This is a genomic window from Paraburkholderia fungorum, from assembly GCF_046027215.1.
In the GTDB taxonomy this organism is placed as follows: Bacteria; Pseudomonadota; Gammaproteobacteria; order Burkholderiales; family Burkholderiaceae; genus Paraburkholderia; species Paraburkholderia fungorum_D.
Map to the genome: position 1 here is coordinate 1,676,735 of NZ_JAQQEN010000001.1, position 18,507 is coordinate 1,695,241.

13 protein-coding genes are annotated in these 18,507 nt (G+C 61.5%); 4 read left to right on the plus strand and 9 right to left on the minus strand.

The window, feature by feature from the left end:
* Positions 1–67: 67 nt before the first annotated feature.
* From PQR27_RS07460 to PQR27_RS07485, 6 genes are all read right to left on the minus strand, one after another.
* Complete coding sequence (locus tag PQR27_RS07460; protein WP_408397962.1) at positions 68–985, minus strand: alpha/beta fold hydrolase; 918 nt, start codon at positions 983–985, stop codon at positions 68–70.
* Between the two features lie 78 nt (positions 986–1,063).
* Positions 1,064–2,866 carry an alkyl sulfatase dimerization domain-containing protein gene (locus PQR27_RS07465; protein WP_408226330.1) on the minus strand — a complete coding sequence of 601 codons (1,803 nt, stop codon included), beginning with the start codon at positions 2,864–2,866 and terminating at the stop codon, positions 1,064–1,066.
* A gap of 122 nt (positions 2,867–2,988) precedes the next feature.
* Entirely contained in the window at positions 2,989–3,705 is a 717-nt protein-coding gene (locus tag PQR27_RS07470) for an SDR family oxidoreductase (RefSeq protein WP_408269019.1), read from the minus strand.
* Between the two features lie 76 nt (positions 3,706–3,781).
* Positions 3,782–5,455 carry an alkyl sulfatase dimerization domain-containing protein gene (locus PQR27_RS07475; protein ID WP_408523051.1) on the minus strand — a complete coding sequence of 558 codons (1,674 nt, stop codon included), beginning with the start codon at positions 5,453–5,455 and terminating at the stop codon, positions 3,782–3,784.
* A gap of 199 nt (positions 5,456–5,654) precedes the next feature.
* The gene (locus PQR27_RS07480) at positions 5,655–6,968 is read right to left on the minus strand and encodes an MFS transporter (RefSeq protein WP_408226339.1); all 1,314 of its coding nucleotides are present in this window, start codon (positions 6,966–6,968) and stop codon (positions 5,655–5,657) included.
* A gap of 67 nt (positions 6,969–7,035) precedes the next feature.
* A complete protein-coding gene (locus PQR27_RS07485) occupies positions 7,036–7,503 on the minus strand; it encodes an acyl-CoA thioesterase (protein WP_408226342.1) in 468 nt (155 codons plus the stop codon).
* 223 nt (positions 7,504–7,726) lie between these two features.
* Between PQR27_RS07485 and PQR27_RS07490 the strand changes: the two genes are divergently transcribed.
* Positions 7,727–8,536, plus strand: a complete 810-nt coding sequence (locus tag PQR27_RS07490; RefSeq protein WP_408397970.1) for a FadR/GntR family transcriptional regulator — start codon at positions 7,727–7,729, stop codon at positions 8,534–8,536.
* 370 nt (positions 8,537–8,906) lie between these two features.
* Here PQR27_RS07490 and PQR27_RS07495 read toward each other — a convergent pair whose 3' ends face one another.
* Positions 8,907–10,379 carry an acyl-CoA reductase gene (locus tag PQR27_RS07495; protein ID WP_408511624.1) on the minus strand — a complete coding sequence of 491 codons (1,473 nt, stop codon included), beginning with the start codon at positions 10,377–10,379 and terminating at the stop codon, positions 8,907–8,909.
* 4 nt (positions 10,380–10,383) lie between these two features.
* Positions 10,384–11,820 (minus strand): hypothetical protein, encoded by a 1,437-nt coding sequence (locus PQR27_RS07500; protein ID WP_408523052.1) that lies wholly within the window; start codon positions 11,818–11,820, stop codon positions 10,384–10,386.
* A gap of 477 nt (positions 11,821–12,297) precedes the next feature.
* Here PQR27_RS07500 and PQR27_RS07505 point away from each other — a divergent pair, with 477 nt between their 5' ends.
* Positions 12,298–12,933 (plus strand): TetR/AcrR family transcriptional regulator, encoded by a 636-nt coding sequence (locus tag PQR27_RS07505; RefSeq protein ID WP_408397974.1) that lies wholly within the window; start codon positions 12,298–12,300, stop codon positions 12,931–12,933.
* A gap of 35 nt (positions 12,934–12,968) precedes the next feature.
* On the opposite strand, the gene PQR27_RS07510 is transcribed toward PQR27_RS07505, so the two are convergent.
* Complete coding sequence (locus tag PQR27_RS07510; protein WP_408397976.1) at positions 12,969–15,668, minus strand: winged helix-turn-helix domain-containing protein; 2,700 nt, start codon at positions 15,666–15,668, stop codon at positions 12,969–12,971.
* 371 nt (positions 15,669–16,039) lie between these two features.
* Between PQR27_RS07510 and PQR27_RS07515 the strand changes: the two genes are divergently transcribed.
* Positions 16,040–17,221: a lipid-transfer protein gene (locus tag PQR27_RS07515; protein ID WP_408269038.1), complete on the plus strand. Its 1,182-nt coding sequence runs from the start codon at positions 16,040–16,042 to the stop codon at positions 17,219–17,221.
* 166 nt (positions 17,222–17,387) lie between these two features.
* Positions 17,388–18,503, plus strand: a complete 1,116-nt coding sequence (locus PQR27_RS07520) for a CaiB/BaiF CoA transferase family protein (protein WP_408269041.1) — start codon at positions 17,388–17,390, stop codon at positions 18,501–18,503.
* The last annotated feature ends 4 nt before the right edge of the window (positions 18,504–18,507 follow it).

The window sequence follows — 18,507 nt, forward strand, 5'->3', positions numbered from 1 at the left end:
TACGGCACGTCGTGAGAAATGTGCCGAAAGCGCGGTGGCACCGCGCGACGTTCCGGCAAAGCCACGCTCACGACAGGTTGATACGATCCGTCACAAACTGGGCGACCAGTTGAGTCACGCGGGATTCATGCTCGTGGATCACCCAGTGGCTGCCGTCGGCGATTCGCTCGATATGCAAATCGGGGATGTACTTTTGCAGGCCATTCAGGCATCCAGTCAGCAGGAAGCGATCTCGCTCTCCCCAGATCACCAGTGTGCGCACGCTCACCGTCATCGCGGCATCATCGAAGATCACGGCTTGTGCACCGGGGTCCTCGCCGCTAGCAGGATGCAGCGGCGAGGCTCGGTAGTATGAAAGCCCGGCCCGGATCGAGCCCGGCTGTGACCACGTGCGCTGGTACTCCTCCTGCGCCGCGGCGTCGAACCAGGGCGGCAGGGCATCGGACTGTCCGCCCTCGGTGAACATCGAGCGCAGATAAGCATGGTTGTGGGCGCTGAGCGCCGCTTCCGCACCATCGCCGATAAAAAAGTTCATGTAGGCACTCGCTGCCTTTTGCGCAGCGTTTTCGGTCAGCTCGCGACGGTACACGGCCGGATGTACGGCGTTGATCATGACGAGGCCGTGCAGTCGCTGCGGATACGCGATGGCAAATGCGCAAGCGATCGCACCGCCCCAGTCGTGACCGATCAGGATGCACTTCTCGTGCCCTAGATGATCGAGTAGCGCGACCAGATCTTTCACCATCTGTCCCGCGCGATACCCGCGCACGTCTTCCGGACCGCTCGATTCATTGATGCCGCGGGTGTCCAGTGCGACTGCATGGTAATACTGACCAAATGACTGGAGCATCCCGCGCCAGGCCAGCCAGCTTTCGGGAAACCCGTGCACAAAGAGCAGAAGCGGACGGTCGGAGGCGCCGCAGCTGGCGAAGTGCGCGGTGTATCCGTTGAGCGTCACATAGTGATGTTCGATTTGGGATGACATGGGTGATTCCTTGTGTGTCGATCTCGGGAAACTCGGCTGACGCATGGCGCCGATACGGCTGGCGCCAACAAATCGCCATCAGTCCTGGCGTGGTGCCAGCGCCAGGACCTTTTCCAGGACTGGTATCAGGCCAGGATCACCCGTGACCTGAATGTCGCCGCTAGCCACGGCTTTGCTCAGGCTTGTCTGATGTAAAGTCAATTGCGACATCGTGCGCACGCTCAGACTCATTTCGATCGCGGCTTCGCCGGGCGCCTCGCTGCGAAACTCGGCGATTCCGGGGCGTAGCAGCAGCCCGCAAGCACCGTGGCCGGGAAAGCGGAATGTCACGCTGGTGCGCACTCCCGCGGCCGCTTGCGGATCGACGCTTAGTTCGAGCAGCTTGACCTGATCTTGCGGAGGCTTCGCCGACAGCGTTTCCACGGTCTGCGCCCCGAAGAACGACTTCGGCGAAATGCGGCGCCAGTCGGTTTTGCCCTCGAGATGCAGCGCTTCGGTGAGCATGAAGTTACGGGTCTGCACGCCGGTACGGGTGGCTTGCGCCATCGCACGCAGGGCATCGGCCTTGAGCTGGCGCGCTGCCGGGTTGTCCGGTTCGGCGCCAAGCAGCAGGCTCATCAGTCTGGCGGCAAGGTTGTATTTGCGTTCATCCATCGCGCGGCGCCCGCGGGCAATGAAGGCGTCGGCACCCCCAAAGCCTTCCACGAGCGCCTCGCCCAGTTCGGCTGGCGCCGGTGGATGCAGGTCGGCCCCGTCTTCGCTATACCAGCCCACCATGCCGCGGTAGATGCCGCGGATGCCGTATTCCCAGTCGATATAACCCGGGTACAGCAGAGGATGGTTGGCGAGATGCTCGGGCAGATGAATGCTGGCAACCATCTCATCGGGTGTCATGCCCTGGTTGATGGCGCGCAGGCTCTGGTTCCAGATGAAGGCATACGCGTCGCGATGAGCGGTGAGGGCCGCCTGTGCCGACGCCTTGTCGGTGTACGGGACGCCATGCACCGGGATCACGTAGGTGTGGTCGAGGGTGCGTAACAGGTCGAGGCTGGCGATCAGTTCGTCCGGTGTACGAAAGAAGTCGCCGCGCAGCGTATAGAGGGGATAGGCCACCGGCCCGAGCGCCGAGTTGGCTACTACCGCGTCCAGTTCGGGGAATTCGATGGCGAGTGAGTCGCGCGTGTCGCCGATGATGTGATGAAAACGGATCTTCACGCCATCGACAGTCACGACTTCCTTGTCGGCCACTGCATGCGTGACCTTCAAGGGGGCCGCGGCGTTCAGATGTGGCTCGTCAAAGGATTTGTCGCCTTCGCCGAGGCGCGCATCGGGACCGTCCGACGGCAGATAGGCGCCAAACTGAATGCCGATGCGGCGCAATTGCATCGGCCCGAGCAGGTCGTTGGTCGTGGCGTCCAGATGTTCCATCAACGGATGGGCGTAGACCGCGACGTCCGCGATCTTCTCGCCGTCGAGCAGGCCGGCACCGCCGCCAATGTAGTGATGGTGCGAATAGATGACTGCCTTGATCGGCTTGTCACTGAAGCCGCGAATCATCTGGCGCAGCTCGCGGCCATGGCCGAACTTGGTGCCCGATTCGATGACGATCAAGCCGGTCGCTCCCTCCACAACGATACAGTTGACGCTGTGGTAGCCCAGGATCACATGGATGCCCGGCCGAACGTTTTCTACGCGTATGCCCTTTCTCGAGTTGGCGGCGTAACGAAGAAAGTCGGCGTTGATGATGGCGCCGTTCGGCGCCGTGGCCTTATTGTCGTCCTGACCGCCACGATAGAACGGTAGCGCCGGGCGTTGCTCCGCGGGAGATGGCGCTAAGGAAGCGAACGCGGCGGGAGAATTCGATGGCTCTTGGGCTTGCATGGGGTCTATCCTCTTTCAAATAGGTGAAGCAGTCGCCGGTTCAATCAGCATGGGCCTGCACATGCTCGCGCGAAACGGACGGCTGGCCGACGACGGCGCGTCGGCGTGCGGCGAGACTGCGCTCATCCTGGCCGGCGCATCAGGCTAAAACTCTGCGCGGTAGGTCCAACCAGGGGCTGCGTGGCCAGGAACATCGCCAGCGGCACGACATCTTCCGGCTCCTTGACCCACTCGCCCGGCGGGAAGGGGGTTGCGCCGAAACCCGTCATGGCGGTCTTCACAGGACCCGGGATCAACTCATTGACACTGATATTGGCGCCTTCGAGTTCCATGGCCAACGTCTGCGTGAGCATCCACAGCGCGAGCTTCGAACTTGTATAAGCTGACCCGCCCGCATAGGGGCGAAATCGGGAACCCGAACCTGTCATCACGATCTTGCCGCCGCCCCGCTTGCGCAAGTGGGCAATGGCGGCGCGCGCAGTGTGAAAGGCACCGAAGAGGTTGACTTCCACGGTCTGTTTCCAGAGTTCTGGATCGCAGGTTTCGATGTTGCCGCGCTGGAGCGCTGCGCCGGCGTTGGCGATGACAATGTCGACGCCGCCGAAGTGGGCCGCGGCCTGGTTGAACATGGTCTCGACGCTCGCGCGATTTGTCACGTCGACTTCACAGGCGATCGCGTCACCGCCGGTCTGCCTGATCGATTGCGCGACGGCCTGGATTTCGTGCGCACTTCGCGCCGCCACGACGACCGATGCACCGGCCGCCGCATAGGCCACAGCAATGGCGCGCCCGATACCGCGGCCGCCGCCTGTCACGACGGCGACCTTGCCGGTGAGCACGCCAGGTTCGCTATCCTGTTTCATTTCGTCAGTCTCTTCGTCGGTCTCTTTTGGAACGTCGAATACGCCAGTCCGCTTACGGCCGCAGCGAATCAAACAAGGCAAGGAACGCCGACGCGCCGGCTTTGTCGCCGGTGATGACGACCGCTTGCCGGTCCACCAGCGCCTCTAGCGATTCTGAGCTGAGGAAGAGGGCGGCGAAGCATCGCGCGTCAAGCGTAAGAACGATGTCGGCCTGCCGGTAGTGGCGATCCGGCCGCTCGACGAATTCGGTCACCCCTCGACGCAAATGGAGCGCCACCGATTGCCTCGTGCCATCCGTGAAGTCAAAGCGCATGACCGCATCAGTGTCCTGTGCTTTGACAGGATCGACGCGCACGCGCATCTGGTTGACGAACGTCGTGGGATTCGCGGCTATCTGCTGCGGCGTGGGAGGCACCACGCGCGGCAGCGTGATCTTGCCCTCGAGCGCAAGCGCCTGGCTCAGCATGAAACCGCGCGTGATGCTCGCCGTGCAGGCTCGCGCGCTTTCGCGCAGCAGCTCGGCCTTGAGCTGGCGGATTTCAGCATCAGCCGGCGTGAGACGGAACGGGTAGTTGAGCAGCTCGAGCGCCCATGCGAGTTCACCCTTGGCGCGCGCCTCGCGCGCCGCGACGAGTATCTTGTCGCGCCCGCCCAGCAGCGGCACCATGCGTTCGGCGATTTGCTGCGGCGGCAGTTTGGCGAGCGTGGCGGCGTCGCCATCCCACCAACCCACCGCGTGGTTCATGATGTAGGGCGCATGCCAGTCCATGCGTCCGTATGACTCGAACAGCCATGGCTCGGCCGCCAGATGACGCGGCAGCCGGATGAAGTCGCGCAACTCTTCAGGGCCCTTGCCCTGCAGGATGCCGCGCAAGGTCTGGTCGAGCACGAGGCTTGTGAAGTCCAGATAGTTGCGCAGCGTGCGCCCGATCTCTTCCCGACCGGCGATGGAGCGGCCGTGCTGATTGATCAGGTACTCAGGTTGCAGCGCGAGGATATGCCGCAGCGCCTCAGACCAGATACGCGGATCGCGGAATTTGGCGCCGCGCGGGGTATAGAAATTCGGCTGCCAGGGCCAGAGGATGTTGTTCAGGGCCACCTTGTGTTCCGGCAGCCACACGGTGGTGCAGTCGTCGGTATCGGAACCGCCTTCGGTGAAGAACTGCAGGCGTATGCCCGCGACTGTCAGTTCCTCGCCGTGCTGCACGGGCGTGTTGACGGGAACGAAGCCGCGCTCCCCCGGTTCGATGAAGAAGCCGTGCTTCGCGTCCTCGCCTTGCTCAGGCAAGAACATCTGCGCATGCTGAACGGCGCGTGCGCGTTGAAGCGGTTCGATCTCCGGGAAGTAGGAGCCGAGCGTGGCCACCTGCATGTTCTCATTGAGCTTTGGATGCCCGATGACTTTTACATCGAGCTCGCCTTCGATGATCGCCGAGGTGCCCAGCGTGTAGTGGGTATGGCTGTAGATAACCGCCTTGATCGGCTTGGTGCTGATGCTGCGGATGAGCTCGCGGTATCGCTTGCCGTGCTCGATGTTCTCACCGGTTTCCCAGACAATCAGCCCGTCGGGCCCCTCGATCACCGCGGCGTTCAACGAAGGGCCCGGCAAGACCCAAACCCCCCCGGTCAGCTGGTAGGGCGTGAAGTCCTGATGTTTGACCAGGCGCGCGTTGTCCAGGATCGCCTCGTTGACGATGGCGCCGTTCCCGGCGCGTACGAGACGCACGGCAGCCGCCCCCAAAGCCGGTTTGGAACCCGCCACCGCGGGCGTGCCGCCATGTCCGGACGAGCCTGCGGCAGGTGAGGAAACTGGATGATCTGACATATATCTGTAGCTCTCTTCAGGCTTCTCGTGTTGAATGAATACGCTCGCGCGCGAAATTCGACTGCTTCCTCGCGCGAAGGGCCGGTCGTCGCACCATTGCTCAAGCCAGCCTGGAGGCCGCGGTGTGCGCCAACCTCAGTCGCGCTCGCTCGGGATGCAGGAAACGCGCACTGGCGACGGCGGCGACAATCAGGAGCGCGGCGCCGATCAGGAAGCCGGTCTCATAGCCATGTGAATTGGTGGTGCCGTGTGCCTGAACGAGGCGGCCCATCACGACGGGCGCGATCGCACCCGCCGAACTGGCGAGAGCCGTATAGATCGACATGATTGAGCCGCGCTGGCTGGCTGGCACCAGCTCGCCGAGGATAGCCGGCGCCAGGGTAAAACAGATCGAGGGAAGGGCATTGCCTAAAGCGAATAGCACGACCTTCGCCATGGGCGGAAGATCAAAGGCCGCCAATGCGACAAGCATCGTGCCACCGGCTACAAAAGCCACACTCATGACATGGACGCGCGACTGCCGGGTCGAGGCTCCCCGCGCCTGCATGCGCTGTGACAGCCAGCTCAGGCCGATCGTATAAGGTGTCGTGAACAGCAGGATCATCGAAAATACCCGGCCGGAGGTGATGCTGTCGAAACCGAGGCCTTTCTCCAGATAGGTGGGCAGCCAGGTCAGCATCAGGCCCGATGTCCAATACGCCGAGAACCCGAGCAGGAAGACCAGCAGGACCGAGGGAGAACCCAGTATCGCGCGGTACGGCAGGCGTGCTACCTGGGCCGCGGCCGGGTCCGTGGCGGGTTTCGCGCGGTGGGCCGGGTCGGTCGGCTCATGCGGTCCGGCCTCTCTCCCAAAGCGCAACCAGAGCAGGCACCAGACAGCACCGAGGACGCTGAGCATAACGAAGTTCATGCGCCAACCCCAATGCCGTGTGACTGGCGGAATGAGCAGGCCCGATACGACGAGGCCAAAGGCCGCGCCCTGCTGTTGCAGTGCGACCGGCAGGCCGCGCTTCTGATCAGGGAACCACTTGAACACTTCGTGCATCGACAGCGGAGATGCCGGACCCTCCGCCGCCCCCAGGATGACACGGCAGACGAGAATGGTCAGCGCGCCGCCGGCAATGGCCAGCGGGAGTTGCAATAGAGACCAGCTGAGCGCCATTGCAAAGAGGATCCACCGCGTGGAAAAGCGGTTGGAAAGAAAACCGACGATCACGCTGGACGTCGAAAAGAGCCAGAAGAAACTGCCGGCAATCAGACCGAATTCTGACGGTGACAACTTGAACTCGGCCATGAGGGGCACCGCTAGCAGGCCCAGTACGACTTTGTCGAGGAAGTTGATGAGCGCGAGGCCCGTCAGCAAGGCGGCAATGAGCCATGCTGTGCGCGGTTGGTAGTCTGAGTAGGCTGTCATTGTGTGTCTCGTTGATCGGGGCTCTCATGCGGTTGTCTGGCGCACGCAATACAGGGCTCGTCCGCGGCTACGTCGCGCGTCGCAGATCCTGGGGCGCGTCACGCTGTGTAATCCGCAGGCGCAGGTCGTCTGGAACGGTGACCAGCTCGCTAGTCGAATTGCGCATCCAGATGCAGATCGCGTGTCCTCGTCCCACGAGTCCCCGACTCCAGGCAGCGAATTCCATCCGGAAACTGGTGTTGCGCATCCATGCAACACGCGCGGTCACGACGACATGGCTGCCCTGGTCCAGCGAACGCTCGTAAGTAAATCCGACTTCCTTCAGTACGGGGCCGGCACGCTCAACGGAGAAGGCGGGTTCGCCGAGCGACGCGAAATAGGCATTGCGCGCTTCTTCGCACCACGTGAAATAACTACGATGGCTGACGTGTGAAAATGCGTCCAGTTCGCTCCAGCGAACGTCGAATGGCAGTCCGAAACGCCAATCGGATTCAATACCGTGCAACTCGGCCAGATCGGTGTCCAGCGTGTTCATAGCTTCTCCACAAAAGCAACTTCAAAACCGAAACATCTGAATTACCAGACGCCTAACCGCACGTAAAATGACTGGTAAGTCAGAATATATAAGTGGTCTGACAGGTTGGGAGGTTAGTGGAGAGGCGTGACGGTGTCAATGCGGCGCAACCCTGCCGCTCGTCAACTCGAGTCTCTCTTCTGGCCAACCACACGAAGTGTGCTAAATTTGCCTGTAAGACCAATTGAAAAACCGGATAGACATGTCTGCAGAACCACTCAACAAGCGCAACGCGGCGAAGGCAGGAGCGGCTCCGCGAGCGGTGATTGGCCGAATTCCCGTCGGGGCGGCCGACCAGAACGCTCCGCAGCATTTGCCCGACGAGATCGCAAAGCACCTTGCCCAGGCTATCCGCGCAAAGGAATTCATAGCAGGCGATCGGTTGCCTAGCGAAAGGCTGCTGTGCGAGCAGTTTTCTGTCAGCCGCGCGGTCGTGCGTGAAGCGCTGTCCAAATTGAAATCCGAGGGGCTCGTGACGTCGAGAGTGGGCAGCGGCGTCTATGTCAGCGACGGCAGTCAACGCCAGGTTTTCCGCATGCAGGATGTGGAACTCGGACAGAAGGACTCTCTCGCGATGGTGATGGAGTTGCTGATCACCGTCGAGGTGGCCGCGACGCGTTTTGCCGCCTTGCGGCGAACGGCAGACGATCTGAAACGGATTCGCCGCGCACTGATCGGTATGGAGTATGAAATCGCCAGTGATCGCCTCGGAGACGAAGAGGATTTTGCGTTCCATCAGGCGATTGTCGACGCGACCCATAATCCGCATTTTCAGGCACTGAGCGAACATCTCGAGCATGGCGCGCGTCGCCTGATCCGGCAGGCGCGCAGCAACACGAAGACCCGGTATGCGCAGCTGGTCGAGGCGGTGCAGCAGGAGCATAAGCAGATCTTCGAGGCGATCAGCGCGGGTGACGCGGATCGAGCCGGGAGCGCCGCTGAGACACACCTGCGTAATTCGGCAAAGCGCCTCAACATCTATTTGAAAGGTTGACGGTCGGCGCGCCTGTTGTCCACCTCGTTCGCGGCGCGTGGATGCTGGAAATCGCGGGCGCGAAATCGGTAGGCGCGTTCGAAACGTGCCGGGAAGCAGGCTTTTCCGGTCGATCTTCTTGACATCTGTGACACCACTATGCGCCATTGCCAGTCGAGTTACTTCCAAACGAGTGTTTCCGCATGAGTGCGCGCGCCGCGTGCGAAGGGCGCCATCACGTCGAGCGACTTCTGGCAGTATGGATCGACTCGGCGGCGCATTGCCCCCTCTTTTGTAGGGGGGAGGGTGCGATGCGCAGGCGAGTCGCTGACGATCTATATGGGGTCACTGCGCCGGCAACGGTGTACCGGCTTCCGTTGATGAGCGGTCATTAGTTGATCGGCGGTCGTTGCCATGGTGCCGGCGTGGTCTCCGGCGAGGCGATCTGGTTGGATATCCATTTGCCCATCCGGCGCAGCGGCTCGATGGCATCCTGCGGGGCGGCCCACTTGCCTGCGATCGCGTATCCGAGCGACACGATGCGTTGCGCGCCATACAGGGGCAGGCGGTCCTTCAAGTCATCTTTCAGGTTTTCCGGATAGATGCCCACCGTCTGGGTGTAGGCGTCCACTGCATCCATGACTTCGTCGAGCGTGTCGACCGGCACCAGGTTGGCCGTACGGTCATCCAGAAGCGTGGAGAAGGACACCGCGTCAGGGATCTGCGACACGATGATTGCGCCTTCGCCGTCCTTGCCGCCGATGACCTTGTACCACTGGTCATCCAGGCGCAGTGCATCGACATGCTCCTTGAGCCCTTCGTCGTAGCGTTTGGGCGCGGTGGACAGGCTGTTCGGCAAACCCATCAACGCCTCGTAGACATACTGACCAAAGGTGTTGAGTTGCGCGAGATCCGCCTCGTCGGTACCGCTCTGCACGTACACCACGCGCGCGTTGACGCAACCCTTCTGGTTCATCGCGCCGATGTCGCTGGCGAGGCGCAGCGCAGCTTCACGCATGCTCGCCTCGCTGCCGAACGTGTCCTTGCCGATGATGCTCGCGCTGCGTTTCGGATCGAGCGAGATCAGCTCCAGCCCGGGCTGGATGTATTGGGTGACATGCTTGAGCGAGGCGAAACCACCCCAGGCAACGATTTTTTCAATGTTTTGCGGCTGGTACAAACGCGCTTCGAAAGCCGTGTCGCCGCCTTTCCAGTAGGCGACAGAGAGATGTCGGGTGAGCGGGTGGTCCGGCGCCATGTCGATCATGGTGCGAGCGATGGCCAGCGCCGTGAAGGGATCGTTGGACGGCGCTTTGATAATGGCGTCGCTGCGCAGCACCATGTTGCGGATGATGGTCAGCAACGACAGCCCCGGCGAATTTCCCGCGACGATATGCAAGGCGCGCGAGCCGAAGCAGCGCACTTCGAGTTCGGTGCCGTCGAGCAGGCGCTGCTTGACCCAGCCTTCCAGGTACTTGATGCCAACGGTGGAGTCGACCGCCTCGATGATCGCGTCACGGGCGAGCATGTTGGGCAAGCCCAGGTAGCTGTTCCTGACCAGCGAGGGGGTGGTCGGCGCAGTCAGATAGGACAGCTCGCAGGCTTCCTGCAGGTGCCGGTTGGTGGCGACGTCAAGGTGCCTCGCCAGCTCGCCGGCATAGTCGAGAATGTCGTCGAAGCTGAGCGTGTAGAGATCTGCCAGTCTGGCGGGATTGCCGAGTGGCAGCTTGTCGATGTACTTGTGCGCGTCCGGGGTCAGGAAGGCGAGGTCGCCGCCGCGGCCGCCTACTTCGATCAGGTTGTCGGCGATGACCTCGCCACGGATGATCATCGGCGCAATCGGATTGGAAATCGGCTTGTTCATGTCATTAGCCTTCGAGAGTATTCAGAAAATCCATCGCTTCGCTGAGTGAGCTTTCCGTGGCGGCACACGTGATCTTGTCATCGCCGCCATTCTTTTCGCTGTAGCGCTGGATGGGACCGGCGATGTAGGCGCTCGGCTGCCCGCAGGCGCAGGGCTCGTCCCATTCGATCGTGATTTCGTCGCCGCTGACGAAGCCGCCCCAGCGTGTCTCGGCGCCCAGGTCGAAAAAGGCGGCGCGCCCCGTGGCCCGGCCGCTGCGCGGCAGCGGTTTGCCGGTTTTGGGGTCGAGCAGGTACGGAATGGCGGTGGGGTTGAGGTGGAAGTGACCGTGCTCGCAGCGCATGTGCGAGCACGGCACCTCGGACATGGCATATCCCTCGTTGAGACGCCTCGCGCCGGTGAAGCGCAGGATGTCTTCCCGCCAGCCCTCCGGCTGCACCAGACCCTTCGCGCCGCCGGACGTATTGATGAAGGAATCGGCGTCGAACACGCTTTCCAGTCCGCGGGCCAGGCCGGCCTTGGCCATGTTGTGCAGGTTGGTCCAGGTGGCTGAAATGTAAACCCGCTTGCCCTGGATCTCGGTCGCCATCCGCTCGAAGAAGGCCGCCAGGTGTCGCGGCATGTCGGCCTGCAAGCGGTCGAAGGTTTCTTTCTTCGCCATCATGTCCGGGCTGATATCGAGCCGGTCAAGCGTGCCCTTGGCGTGGGCGGCGCGGACTTTGGCGCTCAGATGCAGCAGGTCGCTGGAGAGCAGCCCAGGGTAGGCGGCCCGGAAATAGGACTCGCCCTGCAGCAATGTCTTGACGACATGGTCGTTGATGCGCAGGTGACTCATGAAGCCGGAGCGGAAGTAAGGGTAGGCCACGTGAAGTTCGGGCTGCGGCGTGTCCGGGCCATCCATGTTCCATACGAACAGGCGCCGCACGCTCAGGACCTTTTCCCATTCGCGCGTGCCGTGCGGCAGGAACGACAGCGTGCCGGAGGTGCCCGAGGTGTGGCTAAGCGTGAGCTGTGGGACTGCTTCGTCCATTTTTCCGAACCACTCGTCCAGCCCTTGGCAGCCGCTGACATCGACCGCAGCAATGGCGTCGGCGAGTTCGGGCGTGACCAGCTTGCCGAACCATTGGTTGATCTGCGTGAAGTTGCGCTTTTCCAGCAGCGACGGCGGATAGGACTTGTAGACGGTATGCTTGAATAACAGCGGCGCCACATCGTCGACATGCTCGATGCGTTCCACGCCTTCAGCATCGGCGAGCTTCTTTAGCATTGGAATCCGGTCGCGCAATGCGGCGAAGCGCTGCTTCAGGGCAGCAAGCTGTAGCGCCTCGACTTCGGCGCGTGGCAGATGGTTCCACTTATGGAGCGAGTAATTCGCGAGAGCTGCCGGTTCATTCAGCAGCAGACGGGTTTTGTCCTCGAGAGACTTGTCCGCAAGAGTCATGATCAGGTTTCGCAATTGAATGATGAAGGATCCGGCGGCGAGCGCCGATGCGACAGACGGAACAATGTTGCTGTTGACGCGGCGACGGTGTTGGCGCTGAACCAGTATAAGAGGATGAAATGCGAATTCATCTCCGCATTCCGAGGGCGCGTGGGACGACGCCAATGGATTGAATTAAAAGAAAAATAACGGATTCGCGCCGGTCATGAGAGTCGCTGGCTCTGTATTTCATGACGCTGCCGGCGCCGCGTCCGGAAGTGTTCGTCGAGAAGCTGCCACGCCAATTGCCTGCGAAGTGAGCGCCCGATTTCGGGTACTCTTTTAGCTGTTCGGCCGGCCTAAGGCTGAATGAAGTAGTGGGTGACTTTCACTTTTCCCAGCGTAGTTCAGACGCGCACGGGCCCATCGACTGGCACTTCACCGAAAAGAGAGAGACGGATGACCAGGCCATCCCCGGGAAAGACGGCAAACGACGTAGTGCATATCGAAGTGCTGGCGAAGCCGCGCAAGCGCCCGCGTCAGACGCGCTCGATCGTGCTGGTTGACGCGCTCAAGAAAACGGGCCGGGACATTCTGGAGAAAGAAGGGCGTGATGCGGTGTCGCTTTACCGGCTCTCCGAATGCGCAGGCGTAGCAGTCAGTTCCATCTACGAATACTTCCCAACCATAGAGTCGTTGATTGGCGCGATTTTCGAAGACTACCGCGCCGAATGCCGTCGCCTGCTGCTCGAGGACATTCAAGCGCTGCCGCTCTCCGCCACGCTGTTCGATGGCATCTTGTTGGCACTCCGAAGCGGCATTGCCGCGCTGCATAAATGGTCGCAGATCGATCCGGATTTCAACGTCAAATCTGCCTACTATGACGAATTGGTGCGGCTCGATCTCGTCAAGCCGGAACATTTTTGGTCATCCGGAGCGATGCCAGCCCTGTTTGCTCGGTTTCCAGATGAGATTCTGGTGCACGATCGCGAAAAAGCGCAATTTCTTGTCAACGAGGTGCTGTTGGCATCGCTTCGAGTGATTGCGCTCAAGAAGCCCGCATACCTGGGGGAGGCGGATACGTCACTGCTGCTCGCCCGCATGTTGCATGCGTTATTGACGACGGCCGAATGATTCAACCGATGCGCCACCTGATTGCGCGCGTTGGGTCACTTGATGAGACCCCGTTGGCGCGCCCACGTCACCCCATCATAACGACTCGATATATTTAGTTTCGAAAGAATGTTCCTGACATTCCATTTCACCGTTTCGGGCGTGATGTTGAGCGTCAGTGCAATGCGCTTGGTGGACATTGCTTGCGACACCAGACCCAGGATTTCCAGTTCGCGCGGCGTGAGGATCACCTCCTGCAGCATGGTTTTTTTCTGGTAAGACGACGCGCTTGTTGTCTGCTCCGCTGGGCCTCTTGGCGAAAATCTCCCCATCAGGTTGTGCAGCCATTGCGCTGCAAGGCTATCCATGCCGGCGTCGTTCTGCAGGTGCGCCAGCATCTCCCCGACACGTTGGCCCTCATCGAGAAAGGTGCGTATCAGGCCGAGCCGGGCCCCCGTTTGCAGCGCGTGAATCAGGTATTGGGCCGCTTCCTCTTTACGCTCCAGGCTACTGAGCGCCGTTGCCGCCAGCACGTTGGCCATGACCAGTAATCTGGCACGACCGAATTTCTCCGCAAAATTAACGACCGCCAACAGGGCGTCCAAGGCTTCCCCATAATCGCAATTGGCGAGTGCAAGCCGCGCCTGGGCCTGGGCCGCGATCACCGGAATTTCGGCGCGGAAGCCTTTCGCGTTCCGATGGAGTGCCGCCAGTTGATGCAAATCGGCCGTCAGGTCGGCGGCGCGCACCCGATCGCCTTTGATGAGAAGTATCCTGATCTGTTCGGCCAGCATGTAAGCGAGGGGCCGATCCAGGCCAATGCTATTGAAATGCGTTGCATGCGCTTCGAGGAATTCCAAAGCGACATCCGGCGTTTCCTGTAACAGATCCAGCCGCGCATGGCACAGCGTGGCATGCACCATGACTTCCGGTGACGAAAACCGGAGAATGCTGGTACGGTTGGCGAGCACCGCGCGCGCCTCGTCGAGCCGGTCAAGCTCGTAGTACGCGTCTCCGAGACTGCCCGCACACAGGTTTGCGGAGAGGGATCCGCGCCCATGCGCGGCCTCCGAACGGGCGAGAAGGGGCGCGCCTAGCCGCGCCGCCTCCTTGACGTTGCCCTCGATCAGCAGGATAAGGGGCCGCGTGCCTTCTGCCACGAGTGCCATGTCGTTGTCGCAGTCCGCGGCGTCAACCGGGTTGTCGGCCAGAAGCTTGCGAGCGTCGCTGTAGCGGCCCACCGAAGCATAGGCCGCCGCCAGAGCCGACAACCAATAGACGTAGCGCAGAAATCGAATGTCGGACGGTGCGTTGTGCTTGAGCAGATCGATGACCCGTTGCGTATCGTCGCGCTGCAGCGCGATCGCGGCATCCGCCAGTGCGAGCTGGGAAGAGATCGCAGGATTTTTTGCGGCATCGCTTTTCCGGATTTGCTCGATCCATTGTTCCGCTTGATCCGGGCGCGCGGTCAACGCATAAGTCAGGCAACCGAGAAAAAAAAGCCGGGGATGAGCGAACAGCGTGTCCTGGGGTAAGTGCTCGAGCAGATGCAACATGGGGCTGATGTAACCCAGGCTCCAGGTGGTGGGGGTCGCCTGTTCTATGGCGTCGACAGCAAATTCCAGATCTCCGCCGAGGCTGGCATGATGAACCGCCTCCGCCAGAAGCTCCTGCCCCGCAAACCACCGGCTGGCGAGGCGGTGCAGCGCTTCCACGGCAGGCTGGCCGCGCCGCGTCAGCCGACTCGCGAGAAAGTCACCGAATAGCGGGTGAAAGCGGTACCACGGCGAAGGGTCGTCCGACTCCACCCGATAAATCAGCAGGTTCTCGTCTTCCGCCCGCTTGATCAAGTCGGCCGCGTGCGCGTTGTCAGCGATGAAAGCGGCGAGTTCCGCGTTGAAGCGTCGACAGACCGAAATGGTTTCGAGGAACGCTGTCGATTCCGGCGGCAAATAGGCGAGCACATCTTCCGCGAGATAGGCTTGCAGGTCGGTCGATTTACGCAGAAAGGAACGAAGCTTTGCACGCTTCGCCGGACTATTTTTCAACATGACGGCGATCAGTTGCAGACTGGCCGGCCAACCATTGGTGAGGTCGTGGATCAATCGCACTTCATCCGCTGAGAGCTTCATCGTACTGAGGTTCCGCTCGAAGAAAACACGGGTCTCGTCCACGTCGAAGGGGAGTTCCGCGAAGCCGATCTCTGCGACTTGTCCCGACACGCGCAAGCGGCTGAGGCCAAGTGGAGGCGTAACGCGCGAGGCAATGATCAAATGCAGGTTCGCCGGGCAATGGTCGAGCAATTTCTGCATCAGCTTATGTGCCCACGGGTCTTCTACGTGGTGATAGTCGTCGATGATGAGATAGAGCTCTTTGGCGATGTGGGCAACTGCATCCGCCACAACGGCCAACACGCTGTTCATCGATTTGCCGCTGTCGCCTTCCAGCAGCATGTCGTTCTCGATCCGGATACCCAGCCGCTCAAAGGCAGCAAATAGATAGGCGCAAAAGTTCGGCAGGTGCTTGTCGTCGTGGCTCAGTGACAGCCACGCGACTTCGGCTCCCGCCTTCATCAATTCCTGACGCCGCTGCACCAGCAGGATGGTCTTGCCGAAGCCGGCACCCCCGGTGACCAGCGCAAGGGCGTAGTGCTGCGGCTCGCGCAGCGGGTCGAGTAACTGCGTACGGAAAATGTGACGGGCGTCGATGCGTGGCGGCGCAAACTTGCTCACCACAAGCAGCTTATCGATATTCATTGAAGGCATTCCTGCTCGATTGCTTTGCAAGCGCTCGCTGCAACGGATCGGTATTCCCGGCAGTTGCCGGAGCCCGTCGCCTCGTCCCGGCCAGAAGCACCAGGGGCGCTTTATTTCGCAGCGCGGCATGTGTCGCGGAGCACTAGTGTATGCAATCGCGCGTGCGTTTGCCACGCGCCGTGCGCACCCGCACTGGCAAAGGGGGGGCGTGCAAAGCGCGCGCCCCCCCCTGAATTCGGGGTGCTGCCTGAAGCGTCTATGCCTATTGTTCACGTGTATGAACTTCGGGCAAGAGGCGCATCCGGGTTTGCCCGAACGACGTGGTCGGCATGCTTGCCAGTGAACAATTCGAATGACGAAAGGAGCAGGACATGACGCAAAAGGTCGTCGTTGCCGGTGTCGGCATGATTCCATTCAGGAAGCCGGGCCAGAGCGAAACCTACCCGGTGATGGGCGCGGAGGCGGTGCGCGCCGCGCTGGCTGACGCCCGTGTCGGCTATGAATCGATCCAGCAGGCGTTTGCGAGCTATATCTACGGCGATTCGATCTGCGGCCAGCGTGTGCTGTACGACGTCGGCATGACCGGCATCCCCATCGTCAACGTCAATAACAACTGCGCCAGTGGTTCTTCCGCGATCTATCTGGCGCGCCAGGCGATTGCCAGTGGCGACGTGGACGTCGTGCTGGCAGTCGGCTTCGAGCAGATGAACCGAGGCGCGCTTGGATCGAACTTCCATGACCGGCCGGATCCCCTCGAATTGTTTGAGCAGCAAAAGGAAAAACTGCTGGGCAAACTGGATCTGCCCACGGCCTTGACGACATTTGGCGGCGGCGGCCTGGCGCACATGAAGCGCTTCGGGACGCCGATGGAAACCTTCGCGAAGATCCGTGCCAAGGCTAGCCGTCATGCGGTCAACAATCCGATGGCGGTGTTCCGCAAGATCGTAACCACCGAAGAAGTGATGGCCGATCAAGTGTTGTGGCCGGGCGTGATGACGCGCCTGATGGCCTGTCCGCCCACTTGCGGCGCGGCGGCTGTCGTGCTGTGCAGCGAAGCGTATGCGAAGAAGCACGGACTCGACACGCGCGTGTGGATCGAAGCGCAAGCCATCGCCACCGATGGTCTCGACACCTTCCAATCCGACGACATGCGCAACATCGCTGGTTTCAGCATGTCACGCGCGGCGGCCAACAAGGTCTACGAGATCGCCGGCATCGGAGCCGAAGACGTCGACGTGGTGGAACTGCACGACTGCTTCGCGCACAACGAATTGCTGACTTACGAAGCGCTCGGCCTGTGTCCGGAAGGTGGCGCGCAAAAGTTTGTCGACGATGGCGACAACACGTATGGCGGCCGCTACGTGACCAATCCGTCCGGCGGCTTGCTGTCGAAAGGCCACCCTATCGGGGCCACCGGCCTCGCGCAGTGCACGGAGCTTGTGCAGCAACTGCGCGGCAATGCCGGCCAGCGCCAGGTGCAGGACGCGCGCATCGCGCTGCAGCACAACATTGGTATTGGCGGCGCTGCCGTCGTCACCATGTATCGCAACTGACATCACAGTGCGCCCGATCCATTGTATCGACGGCTGCCACCAATGAAGCGCTATGTGTGTGAACTGCATCAGCTGGCGGCCATGCAGTGCGCCGCCAATGCGAGCCCCTTCGCGGTCGTAGCGTGACATTCAAGTCGTTGAAGCGACCTTAATCGAGAGAATGGAAATGAGTCGAAATCAGAATGGCCCGCTGGCGGGACTGCGCGTCCTGGAAATTTACGGGATCGGGCCGGTCCCGTTCTGCGGCATGAATCTGGCCGATCTGGGCGCCGATGTTGTGCTCGTCGACCGCATGCAGGTAGGCGCCGAAGATAACGATCTCGGCAAGCGCGCAATCATGAACCGCGGCAAGCGCTCGATCGCCCTGGATCTCAAGTCCCCGGAAGGCGTGGAAACACTGCTGCGTCTGGTGGAAAACTGCGACGTGCTGACAGAAGGAATGCGCCCCGGCGTGATGGAACGGCTGGGACTCGGTCCCGACGTCTGCCTCGCGCGCAATCCGCGGCTGGTGTACGGCCGCATGACCGGATGGGGGCAGGAGGGACCGTTGGCGCACGCTGCCGGCCACGACATCAACTATCTGGCGCTGTCGGGCGCACTTTGGTATTCCGGTCAACCGGGCGAAGCGCCGATGGTGCCGCCCAGCCTGATCGGCGATATCGGCGGCGGCGCGTTGTATCTGGCCGTCGGTGTGCTGGCCGGCGTGATGAGCGCGCGTGCAACAGGCAAGGGGCAGGTGATCGACGCATCGATCGTGGACGGCAGCGCCAACATGATGAATCTGCTGATGGGCCTGAGGGCGACTGGCCAGATGGTGAATGAGCGTGGGCGCAGCCTCCTCGACGGTCCGCATTGGTATCGTACCTATCGCTGCGCCGATGGTCACTTTGTCTCGGTCGGCTCGTTGGAACCGCGCTTTTACCGCATCCTGCTGGAGAAGCTGAACCTTGCCGACGAACTCGCCGAGGTGAAGCAAAATGACCCCGATCATTGGCCGCAAGTGCACGAGCGTTTCGCCGCCTTGTTTGCCACTCGCACGCGTGACGAATGGTGTGCGTTGCTGGAAGGCACCGATGCCTGCTTTGCACCGGTTCTGAACCCCGACGAGGCGGCGAAGCATCCTCACATGGCCGCACGCGCAGTGTACAGCCGCATCGATGGCGTACTGCAGGCCAATCCGGCACCGCGCTTCATCGGCACCCCCCTGGCGCAGCCGGGCAGCATACCGAGCCGCGGCGAGCACGGCGAAGCCGTGCTGAACGACTGGTGCAAGGCCCGATGATTTC

Excerpts from the sequence above, each read along its gene's own strand:
- PQR27_RS07460 (WP_408397962.1), bottom strand. The coding sequence starts at position 985 with ATGTCATCCCAAATCGAACATCACTATGTGACGCTCAACGGATACACC.
- PQR27_RS07465 (WP_408226330.1), bottom strand. The coding sequence starts at position 2,866 with ATGCAAGCCCAAGAGCCATCGAATTCTCCCGCCGCGTTCGCTTCCTTA.
- PQR27_RS07480 (WP_408226339.1), bottom strand. The coding sequence starts at position 6,968 with ATGACAGCCTACTCAGACTACCAACCGCGCACAGCATGGCTCATTGCC.
- PQR27_RS07485 (WP_408226342.1), bottom strand. The coding sequence starts at position 7,503 with ATGAACACGCTGGACACCGATCTGGCCGAGTTGCACGGTATTGAATCC.
- PQR27_RS07495 (WP_408511624.1), bottom strand. The coding sequence starts at position 10,379 with ATGAACAAGCCGATTTCCAATCCGATTGCGCCGATGATCATCCGTGGC.
- PQR27_RS07500 (WP_408523052.1), bottom strand. The coding sequence starts at position 11,820 with ATGACTCTTGCGGACAAGTCTCTCGAGGACAAAACCCGTCTGCTGCTG.
- PQR27_RS07510 (WP_408397976.1), bottom strand. The coding sequence starts at position 15,668 with ATGAATATCGATAAGCTGCTTGTGGTGAGCAAGTTTGCGCCGCCACGC.
- PQR27_RS07515 (WP_408269038.1), top strand. The coding sequence starts at position 16,040 with ATGACGCAAAAGGTCGTCGTTGCCGGTGTCGGCATGATTCCATTCAGG.
- PQR27_RS07520 (WP_408269041.1), top strand. The coding sequence starts at position 17,388 with ATGAGTCGAAATCAGAATGGCCCGCTGGCGGGACTGCGCGTCCTGGAA.